14 protein-coding genes are annotated in these 16,571 nt (G+C 44.6%); all 14 read left to right on the plus strand.

Features of this window, described 5'->3' with window-relative positions; all coding sequences use genetic code 11:
• Window positions 1–39 precede the first annotated feature (39 nt).
• The 14 genes from rsmH (at window position 40) to ftsZ (ending at window position 16,420) form a co-directional block, all read left to right on the plus strand.
• Window positions 40–978 (plus strand): 16S rRNA (cytosine(1402)-N(4))-methyltransferase RsmH, encoded by a 939-nt coding sequence (gene rsmH, locus IPL34_RS07755; protein WP_296840221.1) that lies wholly within the window; start codon window positions 40–42, stop codon window positions 976–978.
• Window positions 979–982: 4 nt separating this feature from the next.
• On the plus strand, window positions 983–1,255 hold the full coding sequence (gene ftsL / locus IPL34_RS07760; RefSeq protein ID WP_296840223.1) for a cell division protein FtsL: 273 nt from the start codon (window positions 983–985) through the stop codon (window positions 1,253–1,255).
• On the plus strand, window positions 1,252–3,102 hold the full coding sequence (locus IPL34_RS07765) for a penicillin-binding protein 2 (protein ID WP_296840226.1): 1,851 nt from the start codon (window positions 1,252–1,254) through the stop codon (window positions 3,100–3,102). The genes ftsL and IPL34_RS07765 overlap by 4 nt, the downstream gene beginning before the upstream one ends.
• Window positions 3,099–4,586, plus strand: a complete 1,488-nt coding sequence (locus IPL34_RS07770) for a UDP-N-acetylmuramoyl-L-alanyl-D-glutamate--2,6-diaminopimelate ligase (protein WP_296840229.1) — start codon at window positions 3,099–3,101, stop codon at window positions 4,584–4,586. Before IPL34_RS07765 ends, IPL34_RS07770 begins: the two co-directional genes overlap by 4 nt.
• The gene (murF, locus tag IPL34_RS07775) at window positions 4,583–5,929 is read left to right on the plus strand and encodes a UDP-N-acetylmuramoyl-tripeptide--D-alanyl-D-alanine ligase (RefSeq protein ID WP_296840231.1); all 1,347 of its coding nucleotides are present in this window, start codon (window positions 4,583–4,585) and stop codon (window positions 5,927–5,929) included. The genes IPL34_RS07770 and murF overlap by 4 nt, the downstream gene beginning before the upstream one ends.
• Complete coding sequence (gene mraY, locus IPL34_RS07780) at window positions 5,929–7,011, plus strand: phospho-N-acetylmuramoyl-pentapeptide-transferase (protein ID WP_296840233.1); 1,083 nt, start codon at window positions 5,929–5,931, stop codon at window positions 7,009–7,011. Before murF ends, mraY begins: the two co-directional genes overlap by 1 nt.
• A complete protein-coding gene (gene murD / locus IPL34_RS07785; protein ID WP_296840236.1) occupies window positions 7,012–8,352 on the plus strand; it encodes a UDP-N-acetylmuramoyl-L-alanine--D-glutamate ligase in 1,341 nt (446 codons plus the stop codon). It abuts the gene before it with no gap.
• Window positions 8,349–9,596 carry a putative lipid II flippase FtsW gene (gene ftsW, locus IPL34_RS07790; protein WP_296840239.1) on the plus strand — a complete coding sequence of 416 codons (1,248 nt, stop codon included), beginning with the start codon at window positions 8,349–8,351 and terminating at the stop codon, window positions 9,594–9,596. The genes murD and ftsW overlap by 4 nt, the downstream gene beginning before the upstream one ends.
• Window positions 9,593–10,717 (plus strand): undecaprenyldiphospho-muramoylpentapeptide beta-N-acetylglucosaminyltransferase, encoded by a 1,125-nt coding sequence (gene murG / locus IPL34_RS07795; RefSeq protein WP_296840242.1) that lies wholly within the window; start codon window positions 9,593–9,595, stop codon window positions 10,715–10,717. Before ftsW ends, murG begins: the two co-directional genes overlap by 4 nt.
• On the plus strand, window positions 10,708–12,135 hold the full coding sequence (murC, locus tag IPL34_RS07800) for a UDP-N-acetylmuramate--L-alanine ligase (RefSeq protein ID WP_296840249.1): 1,428 nt from the start codon (window positions 10,708–10,710) through the stop codon (window positions 12,133–12,135). The genes murG and murC overlap by 10 nt, the downstream gene beginning before the upstream one ends.
• The gene (locus IPL34_RS07805; RefSeq protein WP_296840252.1) at window positions 12,128–13,048 is read left to right on the plus strand and encodes a D-alanine--D-alanine ligase; all 921 of its coding nucleotides are present in this window, start codon (window positions 12,128–12,130) and stop codon (window positions 13,046–13,048) included. The genes murC and IPL34_RS07805 overlap by 8 nt, the downstream gene beginning before the upstream one ends.
• Before the next feature lie 230 nt (window positions 13,049–13,278).
• Window positions 13,279–13,974 (plus strand): cell division protein FtsQ/DivIB, encoded by a 696-nt coding sequence (locus IPL34_RS07810; RefSeq protein WP_296840255.1) that lies wholly within the window; start codon window positions 13,279–13,281, stop codon window positions 13,972–13,974.
• 3 nt (window positions 13,975–13,977) lie between these two features.
• Window positions 13,978–15,216 (plus strand): cell division protein FtsA, encoded by a 1,239-nt coding sequence (gene ftsA, locus IPL34_RS07815; protein ID WP_296840258.1) that lies wholly within the window; start codon window positions 13,978–13,980, stop codon window positions 15,214–15,216.
• A 16-nt stretch (window positions 15,217–15,232) separates the two neighbouring features.
• Window positions 15,233–16,420, plus strand: coding sequence for a cell division protein FtsZ (ftsZ, locus tag IPL34_RS07820; RefSeq protein ID WP_296840261.1), 1,188 nt, complete (start codon window positions 15,233–15,235; stop codon window positions 16,418–16,420).
• Window positions 16,421–16,571 lie beyond the last annotated feature (151 nt).

The following is a 16,571-nucleotide window of genomic DNA, read 5'->3' on the forward strand; positions in this document are numbered from 1 at the left end:
TATTCTGAGACCTTCTTTAGGTAGGCTTAGCGATTCAATATGATGACAGCACCTTTTACCCATGACAGTGTACTGTTATCAGAGGCAGTTAATGCCCTGATGATTAGACCCGATGGATTATACATCGATGGTACGTATGGGCGTGGCGGTCATTCAGCCTTAATTCTGCAATCCTTAGGCGCACAGGGTAAGCTCTTAGTCATTGATAAAGATCCCAGTGCTATTGAGCATGCTAGATTGAATTATCAAAACGATCCGCGTGTGGTAATTTGGCAAGGTTCTTTTAAAGATTTTGATAGTGCGTTACAGGCTTGCAACTTAGCACGGCCCAATGGGCTATTACTGGATTTGGGGGTATCTTCACCGCAATTAGATGATGCCGAGCGTGGGTTTAGTTTTATGCGCCAAGGTGCTTTAGACATGCGCATGAATCCCCAACACGGTATGAGTGCCGCAGATTGGGTGAATAGTGCAGCAGAGACAGAAATTGCTGATGTATTATGGCGTTATGGTGAGGAGCGTTTTTCGCGCCAAATAGCGCGTAAAATTGTCCAAACGCGTACTGCCCAGCCCCTAACTACGACCTTACAATTGGCAGAGTTAATTGCTCATGCTATTCCTAAAAAAGAGCCTCATAAGCATCCCGCCACCCGTAGCTTTCAAGCGATTCGCATTAAAATTAATGAGGAATTGCAGGATATTGAGACTTGCTTAGTAAAAACCTTAGATCATTTAGCCCTAGGGGGGCGTTTATCAATTATTAGCTTTCATTCTTTAGAGGATCGTTTGGTCAAGCAATTTATGCGCGAGTATTCGACGCCCAAGCGTTTACCTAAAGGTCTGCCCATTCTGGATGATCAGACTGAAATGCCCCCTTTAAAGCTAATAGGTAAGGGATTGAGAGCAAGTGAACAAGAAATTGCAACTAATATACGTGCTCGGAGTGCTTTATTGCGCATTGCAGAGCGTATGAGGTAAGAGTATGGAACGCTGGCAGTTTTTTAGCTTAATTTTTCTCTATGTGGCAGTGATTGGTATGGCGGTGTTGTTGGTCGCTAATCGTCACCAAGCACGCCAATTATTTGTTGAATTGCAAACGCTAGAAAAAGAGCGTGATCGGTTAAATTCAGATTGGAGCCGTTTGAAGCTAGAGCAAAGTACACAGCTCCATCACTTACGCATTGAGCAGCGTGCTAGGGAAAGCTTGAAAATGCAAAAACCTTCCACAGAAGGGATTGGAGTGATTCGTGAATGAAGCGTCGTAAAACTCCCTCGCCTATTTTTCAAGGGCGGCGTTTTCTCTTAATGTTGATTTTACTAACTCTGATTGGGGTGTTACTGCTACGCGCTATTTGGTTGGAAATTTATCAGCGTGATTGGCTCCAAGAGCAAGCCGACAAGCGTCAAACCAGTATTGTCAAAATACCCGCCTCACGCGGCATGATTGTAGATCGTAATGGTGATCCTTTAGCCATTAGTTCGCCCGTAGAATCCTTATGGTGTAACCCTAGTAAACTCATCGAAGCCCGCGCTCAATTACGCAAAGAATATGAGCAAGCCTTACAAGCTGCGGATGCGCGTAAAGGTACGGCGGAGGAAGAAAAAGCTAAAGCCTTAGAGTTAGCCAGTCTACGCTTTCAGCGCCTAGAACAAGCATTAGCCAAAATAGAAAGCGAACTAGAACTAAAACCCGGTGAGTTATTAAAGCGTTTGAATGAGTCTAAGGATAAAAAGTTTTTTTATTTAGGGCGCTTGTTATCTCCAGAGGTTGCCGAAGCCTTTTTGAATCTGAATATTGAAGGGGTAGGCAGTACCCAAGAATATCGACGTTTTTACCCAATGACTGAAACAGCAGGGCAGCTAGTCGGTATCACGGATGTGGATGGCAAAGGGATTGAGGGCATAGAAAAAGCTAAAAACGAGCTACTAGCGGGTAAAAATGGTCGCAAACGTGTGGTCTTAGACGGAAAAAGACGCTCAGTGGAGGATGTGGATCGTATTGAGGATATGGTTCCGGGGCAGATGATCCAACTGAGTATTGATCGGCGTATTCAGTATTTAGCCTATCGTGCCTTATTAGCTCAAGTCACCCAACTCAAAGCTCAGGCTGGCTCGGTGGTGGTCATGGATGCTCATACGGGTGAAGTGTTAGCGATGGCTAACTATCCTTCTTTTAATCCCAATAACCGTAAAGAGGTTGATTTAGCGTCTTCGCGTAATCGGGCAGTGACGGATAGTTTTGAGCCGGGGTCTACCTTAAAGCCTTTGACGGTAGCGGCTGCGCTAGAGTCGGGTGCTATTCGACCCGATATTGAAGTGGATACCTCTCCGGGGCATTTAAATTTTGGTAAGTATAAAGTTCAAGATCCCACTAATTATGGTACTTTATCCATAGCACAAATTTTAGCCAAGTCGAGTAACGTTGGGGCTAGTCGACTCGCCTTATTAATGAATCAACGCGATCACTGGATGTTTTTAAATCGTGTCGGTTTAGGACGGATTACTGAGTCTGGATTAATAGGCGAAACCGAAGGTAAGCTCACTAATTATGTTAATTGGGGACAGGTAGATCGAGCATCACATGGTTATGGCTATGGTTTATCGACTAGCTTATTACAATTAACCCATGCGTATACGCCGTTTGCAGCACAAGGGGTGTTGTATCCGGTTAGTATTTATAAACTCGATGCCAGTCCTAGTAATGGTCAGCAGGTCATGAGTCCAGATACTGCCAAAGCAGTGCTGCGCATGATGGAAGCTGTAGTGCAAGCGGGAGGCACGGGACAAAAGGCTGTAGTAGAAGGCTACCGTATTGCAGGCAAAACGGGGACAGCCTACAAATATATCAATGGCAAGTATCGTAATGATAAATATATGACTAGCTTCATTGGTATTGCTCCGGCTAGCCAGCCCCGTCTCGTAGTTGCTGTGCAAATTGATGAACCTAAAACAAATGATAGTGGTGGGCGGGCTGCTGCTCCAGTATTTGCCAAAATTATGGCGGAGTCACTGAGACTATTGGATATAGCACCTGACAACCTACCCAATTTAAAACAAGCAGAACATACGACACAACAAGGGGTAACAGCGGGTGGAACATGATAACTAATACCCTCAGTACACTTTTATCAGCTTGGGTAGCCGATGCGCCCAATATTCCTATTACGGGTCTAGCCGTTGACACGCGTCTTATTCAGCCCGGTATGGCTTTTGTAGCTCTACAAGGGGGACAACATCATGGTATTGAATTTGCGGAAGTAGCGATTCAAGCGGGGGCAGTGGCGATTCTAGCTGAACCCGTTGAGCAACGCAGTTTTCCAAGGCTATCTGTGCCCGTGGTCGTGGTTCCACAGTTGCGCGAGCGCTTGGGACTAATCGCTAAAGCGTTTTATGATGCTCCTTCCGATGAGTTATTTATGGTAGGGGTGACAGGTACGGATGGCAAAACCTCCACTACTCATTTCATCGCTGAAGCACTCCAAGTGTTGGGTACTAGAGCGGCGGTACTAGGCACATTAGGCAGTGGTCTACCCGGTCAATTATTGAAAGCGACTCATACCACACCCGATGCAGCGAGTGTGCATAAAGGCTTAGCTCAGCTCAAAGCACAAGGCTTTCAAGCGGTTGCGATGGAGGTTTCATCTCATGCCCTAGATCAAGGTAGGGTTAATGGGGTGAAATTTGATGTGGCAGTACTGACTAATCTCACCCGTGATCATCTTGATTATCATGGCTCAGTTCATGCTTATGCCGAGGCAAAACGTAAATTATTTCAATGGCCTACCCTTAAGCACATTGTGGTCAATTTGGACGATTCCTTTGGCGACGATTTATTAGAGCAAGCCGAAGCACAGGGCTTATCGGTACTAGGTTATGGTATTGGTGAGCCAGATGAGTATCCAGACAATACTATCGTAGCCTTTAATCCAGTATTTAATCATCAAGGTATTCGTGCTCAGGTTATTACTCCTTATGGCGAGGGCGAGCTATATGCACCCGTTTTAGGGCAGTTTAATCTACATAATTTACTGGCTGCTCTAGGCGTCTTATTAGTCAAGGGTATTAGCTTGGATCAGGCATTACAGGCGATTGCTCAGGTGCAAGTTGTGCCCGGACGCATGGAACGTGTAGCAGACCAAGGTTCTGGCATATTAGTAGTAGTGGATTATGCTCATACACCGGGGGCTTTAGGGCAAGTACTCAAAGCAGCTCGTACCCATACGCAAGGACAATTAATTTGTGTGTTTGGTTGTGGTGGGGATCGTGATCGTGGTAAGCGTCCGCTCATGGCACATGCCGCTGCAACACTAGCCGATCAGGTCATTGTCACCGATGACAATCCACGCACCGAGTCACCCTCACAGATTTTTGATGATATTCGTGCCGGATTTGCCACCAATCAGCCAGCTCTATTTGAACATGATCGTGCTCAAGCAATTCGCCAAGCGCTAGCTATGGCAAAGGCAGGCGATACGGTATTAATAGCAGGCAAAGGTCATGAAACCACCCAAACCTTTAAAGATCATGTCATTGATTTTGATGATCGCTTACAAGCCACCCAAGTGCTAAAGGAGCGCTCAGTATGAGTTGGATGAGGCTAGCAGAGATTGCTCAACGCTGTGGGGGGCGTTTAGTAGGGGCTGATGTAGCTATTGAGGCAGTGCAGCGCGATTCACGTTTAGTTAAACAGGGTGATTTATTTTTAGCACTCAAAGGTGAGCGCTTTGATGCCCATGATTTTGTGCCACAAGTCGTGGGTAAGGCTAGTGCTGCTTTGGTAGCGTGTGAAATAGATTGTGATCTGCCACAGGTTATAGTGGATGATGTGCGTCTAGCTTTAGGTCGTTTAGCGGCTAGTTGGCGTACTGATTTTACTAAGCCTTTAATTGCATTAACGGGTAGTAATGGCAAAACAACTTTAAAAGAAATGCTCACTGCCATTTTAAATCAAGCAGGTAATACCTTAGCTACCGAAGGCAATCTTAATAATGATATTGGTGTACCCTTAACTTTATTGCGCTTACGTCCAGAACATGAGTTTGCTGTGATTGAAATGGGCGCGAATCATTTTGGTGAAATTGAGTATTTAACTTATTTAGCTAAACCGGATGTGGCTATTTTAAATAATGCAGGTGCTGCACATTTAGAGGGGTTTGGTGATATTGCAGGAGTATCTAGAGCTAAAGGTGAAATATTCCAAGGTTTAAAGCTTGGTGGTACTGCTATTTTAAATGCAGATGATACCTATCACAGTTATTGGCAAAGTATTACTACGGATTTTAAGGTATTAAGTTTTGGTCTAGCCAATCCAGCAGATATTAAAGGTTCTTTAGTAGGTAATCAGCTAAGTATTATTACCCCTCAAGGTGATATTGCTATAACCCTTAATTTATTAGGTCGCCATAATGCTTTAAATGCCTTAGCAGCTACCGCTGGAGCCTTAGCGATAGGTATTTCATTAGAGCATATTAAGCAAGGGTTGGAGCAATTAAAACCAGTTAAAGGGCGTTTAGCCTCTTATAAAGCTCCACAGGGGACTTGGTTAATTGATGATACTTATAATGCTAATCCCTCTTCAATGGAAGCAGCTTTAAAAGTACTGGCTGATTTACCCGGTCGTAAAATCTTCATATTAGGCGATATGGCAGAGCTAGGCTTAGATGCGGTGCAGATGCATGAAAAAATTGCTCTACTAGCCAAAGATTTAAAAATAGATACGTTTTATGGTTTGGGGGTAAAAAGCCAAGCGGCTTGTAGTGCCTTTGGTACACCAGAAACGGGTTTTACTCAATTAGAAGATTTAATGGCTGCTTTAGAGCAACAGCATTTAGATAATAATACCATTATTTTAATTAAAGGCTCGCGCTCAGCCAAAATGGAGCGTGTTGTCGCTGCATTAATGCAAGCACAACTAGATGAGGTGCATTAATGTTAGTCTGGCTATTTGATTTTTTAAGCCAATTTTATAGTGGTTTTAATGTTTTCCAATATTTGACCCTAAGGGCGATTTTAGGGGTAGTCACTGCCTTAGGCATTGCGCTATGGACTGGGCCTATGATGATTCGCTGGCTCACCCGTATGAAGATTGGGCAATACATTCGTGAGGAAGTGACCCAACAGCATAGTAAAGCTGGAACGCCGACCATGGGTGGGGTCATGATTATTCTAGCCATTGCGGTGTCTACCTTATTATGGGCGGATTTAAGTAATCGCTATATTTGGGTAGTCTTATTCGTAACCTTAGGTTTTGGTTTAGTCGGTTGGATGGATGATTATATTAAAATCAAAAATCGGCGTAATCTAGGGCTAACCGCAAAACAGAAATATATTAGCTTAAGCTTGATTGGTTTATCAGTAGCGATTTATTTATATTTTACTGCCGCCACTTCTACAGAAACCACTTTATTTTTACCCGTTATTAAAGGTGCTCATTGGCAAATGGGTCTACTGTTTATCCCTTGGGTTTATTTAGTGATTGTGGGTGCGAGTAATGCGGTTAATCTAACCGATGGTTTAGATGGTTTGGCTATTATGCCTACTATTTTAGTCGCGGGTGGCTTAGGGGTATTTTGTTACGTGAGTGGTAACGCGGTAATGGCTAATTACTTGGGTATTCCGCGTGTTCCGGGTGTGGGTGAGTTACTGATTTTTTGTAGTGCGATTTTCGGCGCAGGCTTAGGGTTTTTATGGTTTAACTCTTATCCCGCACAAGTCTTTATGGGCGATGTTGGTGCTTTAGCTTTAGGAGCCGCTTTAGGCATAGTGGCTGTATTAACTCGTCAAGAGTTTGTATTAGCAATAATGGGTGGGGTATTTGTGCTAGAAGCCTTATCCGTCATTATGCAGGTGAGTTATTTTAAAGCCACTAAAGGTAAACGTATTTTCCGTATGGCGCCTTTACATCATCACTATGAGAAAAAAGGTTGGCCTGAGCCTAAAGTGATTGTGCGCTTTTGGATCATTACGGTGGTTTTAGTCATGATTGGTTTGGCGACTTTAAAGGTGCGTTAAATGAAAGCCATTACAGATTATCGCTCTATTTTAGTAGTCGGATTAGGTCAAACGGGTTTATCAGTAGCGCAGTATTTAGCAGCTAAAGGATTAAGCTTTAAAGTAGCCGATTCACGCACTAATCCCCCCGGTCAAGACGCTTTAAATCAGCTTGGTGTCAGCATACCAACACAATTTGGCGAATTTAATGCAGAGTTTTTCGCAGAGGCAGATTGTTTGATAGTGAGTCCGGGGATTGCGATTAGTACTCCCATTATTAAAGCCTGTGCCGAGCGTGGGGCTGAAGTCATGGGTGATATTGAGCTATTTATACGTGAGGCCAAAGCACCGATTGTGGCTATCACTGGATCGAATGGTAAAAGTTCTGTCACGACTCTAGTAGGCTTGATGGGAGAAGCCGCGCATTGGAGCACTTATGCAGGTGGTAATTTAGGCACACCAGCGCTCGATTTTCTAAACCAACCTGTACCTGATGTGTACGTGATGGAGCTGAGTAGCTTTCAGTTAGAGACCACGCGTTCATTACGCGCCAAAGCCGCTACGGTACTCAATATCAGTGAAGATCATATGGATCGCTATGATTCCTATGCGGATTATGCAGCGGCTAAGCAAGTAGTGTATCAAGGCTGTGACGTTGCAGTGGTCAATCGCGATGATCCTTTAGTCATGGCTATGCCTACGGATGGGGTAAAAATAAGTTTTGGTTTAGATCAACCCAATAGTACGCATGACTATGGCATTCAAGTGTTTGAAGGTGAGAGCTATTTGGCTAAGGGTGAACAGCTCCTGCTACCTATTAAGCAGATGAAGTTACCCGGCCTGCATAATGCTGCAAATGCTTTAGCAGCTTTAGCATTAGGAGAGGCTATTGGTTTACCGTTTGAGCCTATGCTGCAAACCCTGAAAAGTTTTACTGGTCTACCGCATCGTACTCAATGGGTACGTGAGTTAAGGGGCGTCACTTATTATGATGATTCTAAGGGTACTAATGTAGGGGCAACGTTAGCGGCTTTAGCGGGTATGCCTAATAAAACGGTGTTGATTGCAGGTGGGCAGGGAAAGGGCGCTGATTTTAGTCCTTTAGGTGAAGTCTTAGCTCGTAAGGCACGCGCGTTAGTATTGATAGGGGAAGATCGCTTAAAAATCGCTGCGGTTGCAGAAGGTCAATGTCCTTATGTGTTTGCTGAAAGTATGCCAGATGCGGTGCAAAAGGCAGCACAATTAGCGCAAACAGGCGACAATGTATTGTTATCACCTGCTTGTGCTAGCTTTGATATGTTCAAAAACTATGGGCATCGGGGCGAGATGTTTGTGCAAGCGGTATTGGAGTTGCCGTCATGAAAACTTGGCTCAATAGCTGGTTAGTGTATTGGGAGTCACTCAATTGGTCGCGTTATATTGACCGAGAATTGTTAGTGGCGGTCATGGCTTTGCTGGCTATTGGGGTGATTATGCTGGGTTCTGCCTCGTTGTGGGTGGCTGAGCGGCAGTATCAGAATGCGTTTTATTATCTCAATCGCCAAGTATTGTTTATTGGGGTGGGGTTAGTAGCAGCCTTGCTGGTGTATCAGATTCGCTTAGGGTTTTGGCAGGATTTAGGCGTAAAGCTTTTACCTATTGCATTGATCCTATTAGTATTGGTATTGATTCCGGGGATAGGCAAAACGGTCAATGGTAGTAGCCGCTGGCTAGAGATTGGTCCTTTTTCGCTCCAAGTATCAGAGTTAATCAAAGTCATTATGCTGCTGTATTTATCAGGCTATTTAGTACGGCACGGTAAAAATTTAGCAACATCTCCCTCTTATCAGCCTTTAGTGATTCCTTTAGCAGTATTAGGAGTAGTGGGCGCACTGCTCTTATTAGAGCCAGATTTTGGCTCAGCGGTGATTATTATTAGCATGGGCTTAGTACTGTTGTTTCTTGGTGGTTTACCCCTAAAACGCTTAGCAGTCTTATTTGGTGGGGCTTTAGTGTTTATGGTTCCCACTGCTTTTATGGGTTATCGCGGTGCGCGGATGGAGGCTTATATTAATCCTTGGGCTTTTGCGGAAGGCAAAGGTTATCAAACAGTACACTCGCTAATGGCGATTGGTGATGGTGGCTGGTTTGGCGCAGGTCTAGGGGGCGGTGTACAAAAGCTTTTTTATCTACCTGAAGCCCATAATGATTTTATTTTTGCAGTACTCGCAGAAGAATTCGGTTTTATTGGGATGGTAGTGGTACTAGCCCTGTATGCGTGGTTAGTGTTTCGCGCTTTTAATATTGGCTTTCAAGCGGATAAAAGTGGGCAACATTATGGGGCTTATGTCGCTTATGGCGTAGGTTTTTGGATGGGGTTTCAAGTAATTCTCCATATTGGAGTAAATTTGGCGGTGCTACCCCCCAAAGGTTTAACTCTGCCCTTAATGAGCTATGGTGGAAGTAGTATTTTAATTACCTTAATTGCTTTAGCTCTATTAATGCGGGTACATCGTGAAACTCAGGCTGCTTTATTTGGAGTGGCAGAACGTAAACCTACCCTTAAACCGTCCGCGCGTTCACGTACTGTAAGACAATTAAATAAAACAACTGAAAAGGCAGGATGATGACCAAACGGCCTATTTTAATTACCGCTGGTGGTACGGGTGGACATGTATACCCCGGATTAGCGGTAGCGCGTGATTTGCAGGCGCAAGGGATTCCCGTGGTGTGGATGGGAACACCTCAAGGGTTAGAGTCCAAAATTATACCGCCGACAGGTATTGAAATGGCGCTATTAAATGTGTCTGGTTTACGGGGCAAGGGTATTAAGCCCATTTTATTAGCCCCGTTTAAGCTCACTAAAGCCTGTTGGCAAGCTTTGCAAATTATGCGGCGCTATAAACCCGCAGCAGTATTGGGTATGGGCGGATTTGTGGCCGGACCCGGAGGCTTTGTCGCCGCTTTAATGGGTATTCCAGTCATTATCCATGAGCAAAATTCGGTTGCGGGTTTAACCAATAAATTATTAGCTCGATTGAGTAAGCGGGTATTAGCAGGTTTTCCCTCAGCTTTTAAACCTAGTGCTAAATTAGACGTAGTGGGCAATCCGGTACGGCGCGATATTGGTGCATTACCTAGCCCACAAGAGCGTTTAGGGGCAAGACGTGATGAACCACTGAAATTATTAGTGATTGGCGGTAGTTTAGGAGCGCAGGCTCTTAATCAAATCGTCCCACAGGCGCTGGCTCGTATGCCAATGGAGTTAAGACCCGAAGTCAGACATCAAGCAGGGGCTAAACATAGTGCTGAGGCAGAAACCGCTTATACTCAAGCTCAAGTAGAGGCTAAGGTATTTGCTTTTATTGAAAATATGGCAGAGGCTTATGCTTGGGCGGATTTAGTGATTTGTCGGGCGGGTGCTTTGACCATAGCAGAGCTTGCTTCAGCGGGTGTGGCGGCTATTTTAGTGCCTTATCCACATGCGGTTGATGATCATCAAACTGGCAATGCTCGCTACTTAAGTGAGGTAGATGCTGCTTTATTAATGCCTCAAGCTACGCTAAATGCTGAGTCATTAGCTGAAAAATTAATATATTTTGCCTCGCAACGTGAGGCGCTTATCGCAATGGCAGCGCGTGCGCGTGCTTTAGCTAAACCGCAAGCCACGGCTCAAGTCGCTGCTATTTGTGCTCAGTATGCTAACTATCCATTTAATTTTGAAGGAGCAAACCAACCATGCAATTAGGCAGCCAAAATTTTACCCGCAAGCGTATTAAGCAACTACACTTTATAGGTATCGGTGGCGCGGGTATGGGCGGTATTGCAGAAGTGGTTGCGAATTTAGGCTATAAAGTGTCCGGCTCGGATGCCGCAGAAAGTGCCATGACCGAGCGCTTGCGTCAGTTAGGGGTGACAGTATTTAAAGGTCATGCGGCGCAACAAATTGAAGGGGCTGATGTTATTGTCGTCTCTACCGCGATTAATGAGCAGAATCCTGAAATTATAGCCGCACGCGAGCAACGTATTCCGATTATTCGCCGTGCCGAAATGCTAGCCGAGTTAATGCGTTTTCGCCACGGAATTGCTATAGCCGGTACTCATGGCAAAACCACGACGACCAGTTTAACGACCAGTTTATTAATTGAGGGTGGCTTAGATCCCACTTATGTGATTGGTGGCAAGCTTAATAGCTCAGCGAGCAATTCAAGATTAGGCACGGGTGAATATTTAGTCGCCGAGGCGGATGAAAGTGATGCATCGTTTCTACACTTACAACCCATGATTGCCGTAGTAACCAATATTGATGCGGATCATTTATCAACGTATGGCGGCGATTTTGGCAAGCTCAAGGAAACCTTCATTGAATTTTTGCATCATTTACCGTTTTATGGCCTAGCGGTGTTGTGCGTGGATGATGAGCATGTGCGAGAAATTCTGCCACAGGTGAACCGCCCGATTATTACTTATGGGTTTACGGATGAAGCGGATATTCAAGCCACGAATGTGCGTTATCAAGGTACACAAAGCTTTTTTACTTTGCATTGTCGCCGTTCTGGTCGTCAGTTAGAGGTCATACTCAATATCCCCGGTCGCCACAATGTACTAAACGCTATGGCAGCAATAGCGATTGCTATGGAGTTAGATATTAATGAGCAGGCTATTTTGCAAGCCTTAGCACAGTTTCAAGGCGTGGGGCGGCGCTTCCAAATCGCGGGCGATATTGAGACAGCAGCAGGCAAAGTGACTTTAGTGGATGATTACGGTCATCATCCGCGTGAAATGGCAGTCACTTTAGCCGCAGCGCGTAATGTCTGGCCCGATAGACGTTTGGTATTAGTATTTCAGCCGCATCGCTATACGCGTACTCGTGATTTATTTGAAGATTTTGCCCAAGTATTATCCGAGCCTGATGTATTAGTATTGATGGATGTCTATGCAGCGAGCGAGGAGCCGATTGCCGGTGCGGATGGGCGTACCTTAGCACGCGCGATTCGGACACGCGGTAAAGTAGATCCCATTTTTGTGAATGGACCGGATGAGGTTCCAACGGTCTTAAAAGACATTTTAAAGGATGGTGATGTCATCCTGACTCAAGGTGCGGGAAGTGTGGGAGCACTTGCGCATAGTTTGCCGAATAGTTTAGGGGTAAAGGGCGATGAATGATAATAAAAAACGCTTTGGTAAAGTAGCTGTATTGTATGGGGGCTGGTCTGCGGAGCGTCCAGTGTCACTCAAAAGTGGTGCTCAAGTATTGCAAGGGCTATTAGCAGCAGGCGTTGATGCGCATGGCATTGATGCCGGACGCGATATTATCGATGTCTTAAAAACAGGTCAGTATGACCGTGTATTTAATATTATGCATGGTCGCGGCGGCGAAGACGGTGTGATTCAAGGGGCTTTAGAGTTATTAGGTATCCCTTATACAGGTTGTGGCGTAATGGCCTCAGCGATTAGTATGGATAAATTAATTACTAAACGCCTGTGGTTAGGGACTGGATTACCGACACCTAATTATCGAGTATTAACGGCAACGAGTGATTTTGGCGCGGTCGTAGCTGAACTGGGTCTACCTTTAATGGTAAAGCCCGTTAAAGAGGGTTCCAGCATTGGTATGACTAAGGTGAAGGAGGCTAATCAATTAGCCGATGCTTATAAAAAGGCAGCTGAATTTTGCCCAGTAGTGATTGCCGAGCAATGGATTACTGGACAGGAGTTTACGGCGGGTATTTTAGCGAATGAGCCTTTGCCGCTAATTCGTGTGGAAGTCCCCGGAGAATTTTACACTTATGATGCTAAATACATTTCCAATGAAACCCAATATCATTGTCCTTGTGGTTTAGCACCTGAGCTTGAAGCACAACTCCAACAATTAGCCCTGACAGCATTTCAAACCGTCGGTGGTAGTGGTTGGGGGCGTGTGGATATGATGTTAGATAATGCACAGCGCCCTTGGTTAATTGAGGTCAATACTAACCCCGGCATGACTGACCATAGTTTGGTTCCGATGGCAGCTAGACAAGCGGGTATGAGCTTTTCACAATTAGTAGTTAAAGTATTGGAGACCACTTTGGTATGACTCGAACGCCTGTTTCAAGGAAGAAGGCGTCTATAACAACAACTACAAACCCACGTCAAAAAAGCTTCAAACGTTCCGCTGAGCTTACACGATCTGCTCAGCGCGGTCGTGCTTTAACCACGAAAACTAATAAATCGAGAGCGTTTGGGAAATTATTAACAATTTGGAAAGCAGCAGCACTTAGCCAGAAAGGTATCAAGTTCCTAACGACTTTAGCTAGTATCATGGTAATGATAGGCTTGGGACTTTTTATTTATTATTGGCTATTAAATCCCAGTAATTTAACTATTAAACAGGTCGATATTCAGGGACAATTTCATTATATTAACCCTGAGGAGTTAGGGACGCAGATAAAACCTTATACAGATACTAATCTATTTCTCTTAGATGAGGCTGGCTTAGAGCAGTTTTTAGAGCAACAGTCTTGGATTAGAGCCGCGAGTTTACGTAAAATTTGGCCCCAGCGTTTAGAAGTTTTATTAGAAGAGCAAGTACCCGTGGCTTTTTGGGGAAAAAGCCAGCTTTTAAATCAATATGGTGAAATTTTCACCGGAAGCTTGCCAGAAAAACAAGGTATATTTCCTTATTTATACAGTCCTAGTGAAAAAGGGCGTGAATTAGGTGAACGTTATGTCGAGTTAACTCGTTTATTAAGTAATCTCTCATTGGAGATTAGTGAGTTGACGGAAGATGCTGCGGGAAGTTGGGTAATTCGTTTTAAAAATGGCCCAGAAGTGGTTATTGGACGAAAAGACTATGAAAAACGTTTGAGCCGCCTTAAAGTAGGCTACGTTCAAGCATTAAAAGACAAATTTTCCCAGATTCGTCGTATCGATTTACGTTACACGAATGGTTTTGCCGTAGAATGGAAGCAAATCCCAACCAGCTTTTTAGAGCCAGACATCTCTAAAAAGATCGGGAGTTAATTTATGTCAAAGAAAAATGACCATAATCGCATTGTTGCCTTAGATATTGGAACTTCTAAGGTAGTAGCATTAGTGGGTGAAGTAAATGATAATGGCCGTTTAGAAATTATTGGTATTGGCTCTTGCCCCTCACGCGGTATGAAGAAAGGGGTGGTGGTCAATATTGAATCTACTATTCAATCAATTCAGCGTGCTATTGAAGAAGCTGAGTTGATGGCAGGTGTGCAAATTGACTCGGTATATGTAGGTATTGCTGGCAGCCATGTACGTAGCTTAAATTCGCATGGTATTGTGGCCATTAAAGATAAAGAAGTGACCGATAATGATGTAGATCGTGTCATGGATGCTGCGCGAGCGGTAGCGATTCCAGCCGATCAGCGTATTTTGCATGTATTGCCGCAAGAGTACATTATTGATCAGCAAGAAGGGATTCGTGAGCCTGTCGGTATGGCTGGAGTACGTCTTGAAGCACGCGTTCATTTAGTCACCGCTGCCCATAGTGCTGCACAAAATATTATTAAATGTGTCGAGCGTTGTGGTTTACAGGTAGAAGATATTATTTTAGAGCAAGTGGCTTCAAGCTATGCGGTCTTAGAAGAGGATGAAAAAGAACTAGGTGTTTGCTTAGTTGATATTGGTGGTGGTACGAGTGATATAGCTGTGTTTTTAAATGGCTCTATTCATCATACTGCTGTTATTCCCATCGCGGGTGATCAAGTGACTAATGATATTGCGGTTGCAGTACGAACCCCTACTCAACACGCAGAGTCTATTAAAATCCAATATGGCTGCGCTTTACGTCAACTCGTTGATGATGATGAACTCATTGAAGTCCCCGGAGTAGGCGAGAGAGAACCACGTAGTTTATCCAAGCAAACCCTAGCTTCGGTCATTGAACCGCGCTATGAAGAGCTGTTTTCATTAGTACTTCAAGAATTACGTCGTAGCGGTTATGAAGAACGCATTGGGGCTGGTATTGTATTGACAGGTGGTACGTCTAAAATGCGTGGAGCAGTCACCTTAGCCGAAGAAGTATTTCATATGCCCGTTAGAATTGGTATGCCACGTGATATAGGTGGTTTACGAGGTGAGGTAGAAAACCCCATTCATTCTACTGGCGTAGGTTTATTGTTATATGGTATTGCACAACAGTCTTACGGAGAACGACGTACTTATGATACTTCTGTAGCCTCTGATGGGGTATGGGAACGTATTAAAAGTTGGTTTAACGGAAATTTCTGACAGTAGGAGAACGGGCATGTTCGAGTTGATGGACGCTTTTGAAAAAGGCGCCACCATTAAAGTAATTGGTGTGGGTGGCGGCGGTGGTAATGCAGTTAAAAACATGCTGGAGTCAGGTATTGAGGGTGTAGATTTCATCTGTGCCAATACTGATGCTCAAGCACTCCACGGCACTGGAGTTAAATCAGTTATTCAGTTAGGTAGTGCACTGACCAAAGGTTTAGGCGCAGGCGCTAACCCTGAGGTAGGGCGTGAGGCTGCTCTAGATGATCGTGATCGTATTAAGGATATGATCAGCGGTAGTGATATGCTGTTTATTACCGCAGGCATGGGAGGTGGCACAGGTACAGGTGCTGCACCCGTAGTAGCAGAGATTGCCCGCGATATGGGGATTTTAACGGTTGCAGTAGTGACCAAGCCTTTCCCCTTTGAAGGCACTAAGCGTATGAAGGCAGCCGAATTTGGTATTGCCGAATTAGCTAAGCATGTCGACTCGCTGATCACCATTCCCAATCAGAAATTACTGACTTCTTTGGGCAAAAATGTTTCTTTATTAGAAGCTTTTAAAGCAGCTAATAATGTATTGCTCAATGCAGTACAGGGCATTGCTGAGCTGATTACTCGCCCCGGCTTGATTAACGTCGACTTTGCTGATGTGCGTACCGTTATGTCCGGCATGGGTGTTTCCATGATGGGTATGGGGCGTGCTCAAGGTGAAGATCGTGCCGCCAAAGCGGCGGCAGCAGCTATTTCTAGCCCGCTATTAGAAGATATTCGCTTAGATGGCGCGAAAGGTATTCTAGTTAATATTACCGCAGGCATGGATATGGGTATCCATGAGTTTGAAGAGGTAGGCGAGGTGATTCGCCAGTTTGCTTCAGATGAGGCTACAGTGGTAGTAGGTACTGTTATCGATCCAGAAATGCGCGATGAAATTCGTGTAACTTTGGTTGCGACGGGTCTAGAGGACAGCCCCTCTAGTGTGAGCTTAACTCAACGGCAAAATGCCCAACCCCAAGCAGCACAAAGACCCGCAGTAGTAGCACCAGCACCTAGTCGTCAAGACAAAATTCGTACTTTGCGTCCGGTAGTGATTGATACCAGTGCTGATAATTTGCCAGTCAAAGATCGCAGTAGTAATCGTTCTTATGATCCAGAGCGTATCTTAGATATTCCAGCTTTTTTGCGTAATCAAGCTGATTAAGATAACAACACATGCCCGTGTGAGTGGCTGTCAATACAGCCACTTTAAGGCAAGAATAAACCCGACGTGTATAAGCGTTTAGCACCCTATTCAGCACCCCGTTAATTATGCACGTTACAATTTGTCCCAACTACTGCATGCTTAGTAACTA

This window comes from Thiofilum sp. (assembly GCF_016711335.1).
Taxonomy (GTDB): domain Bacteria; phylum Pseudomonadota; class Gammaproteobacteria; order Thiotrichales; family Thiotrichaceae; genus Thiofilum.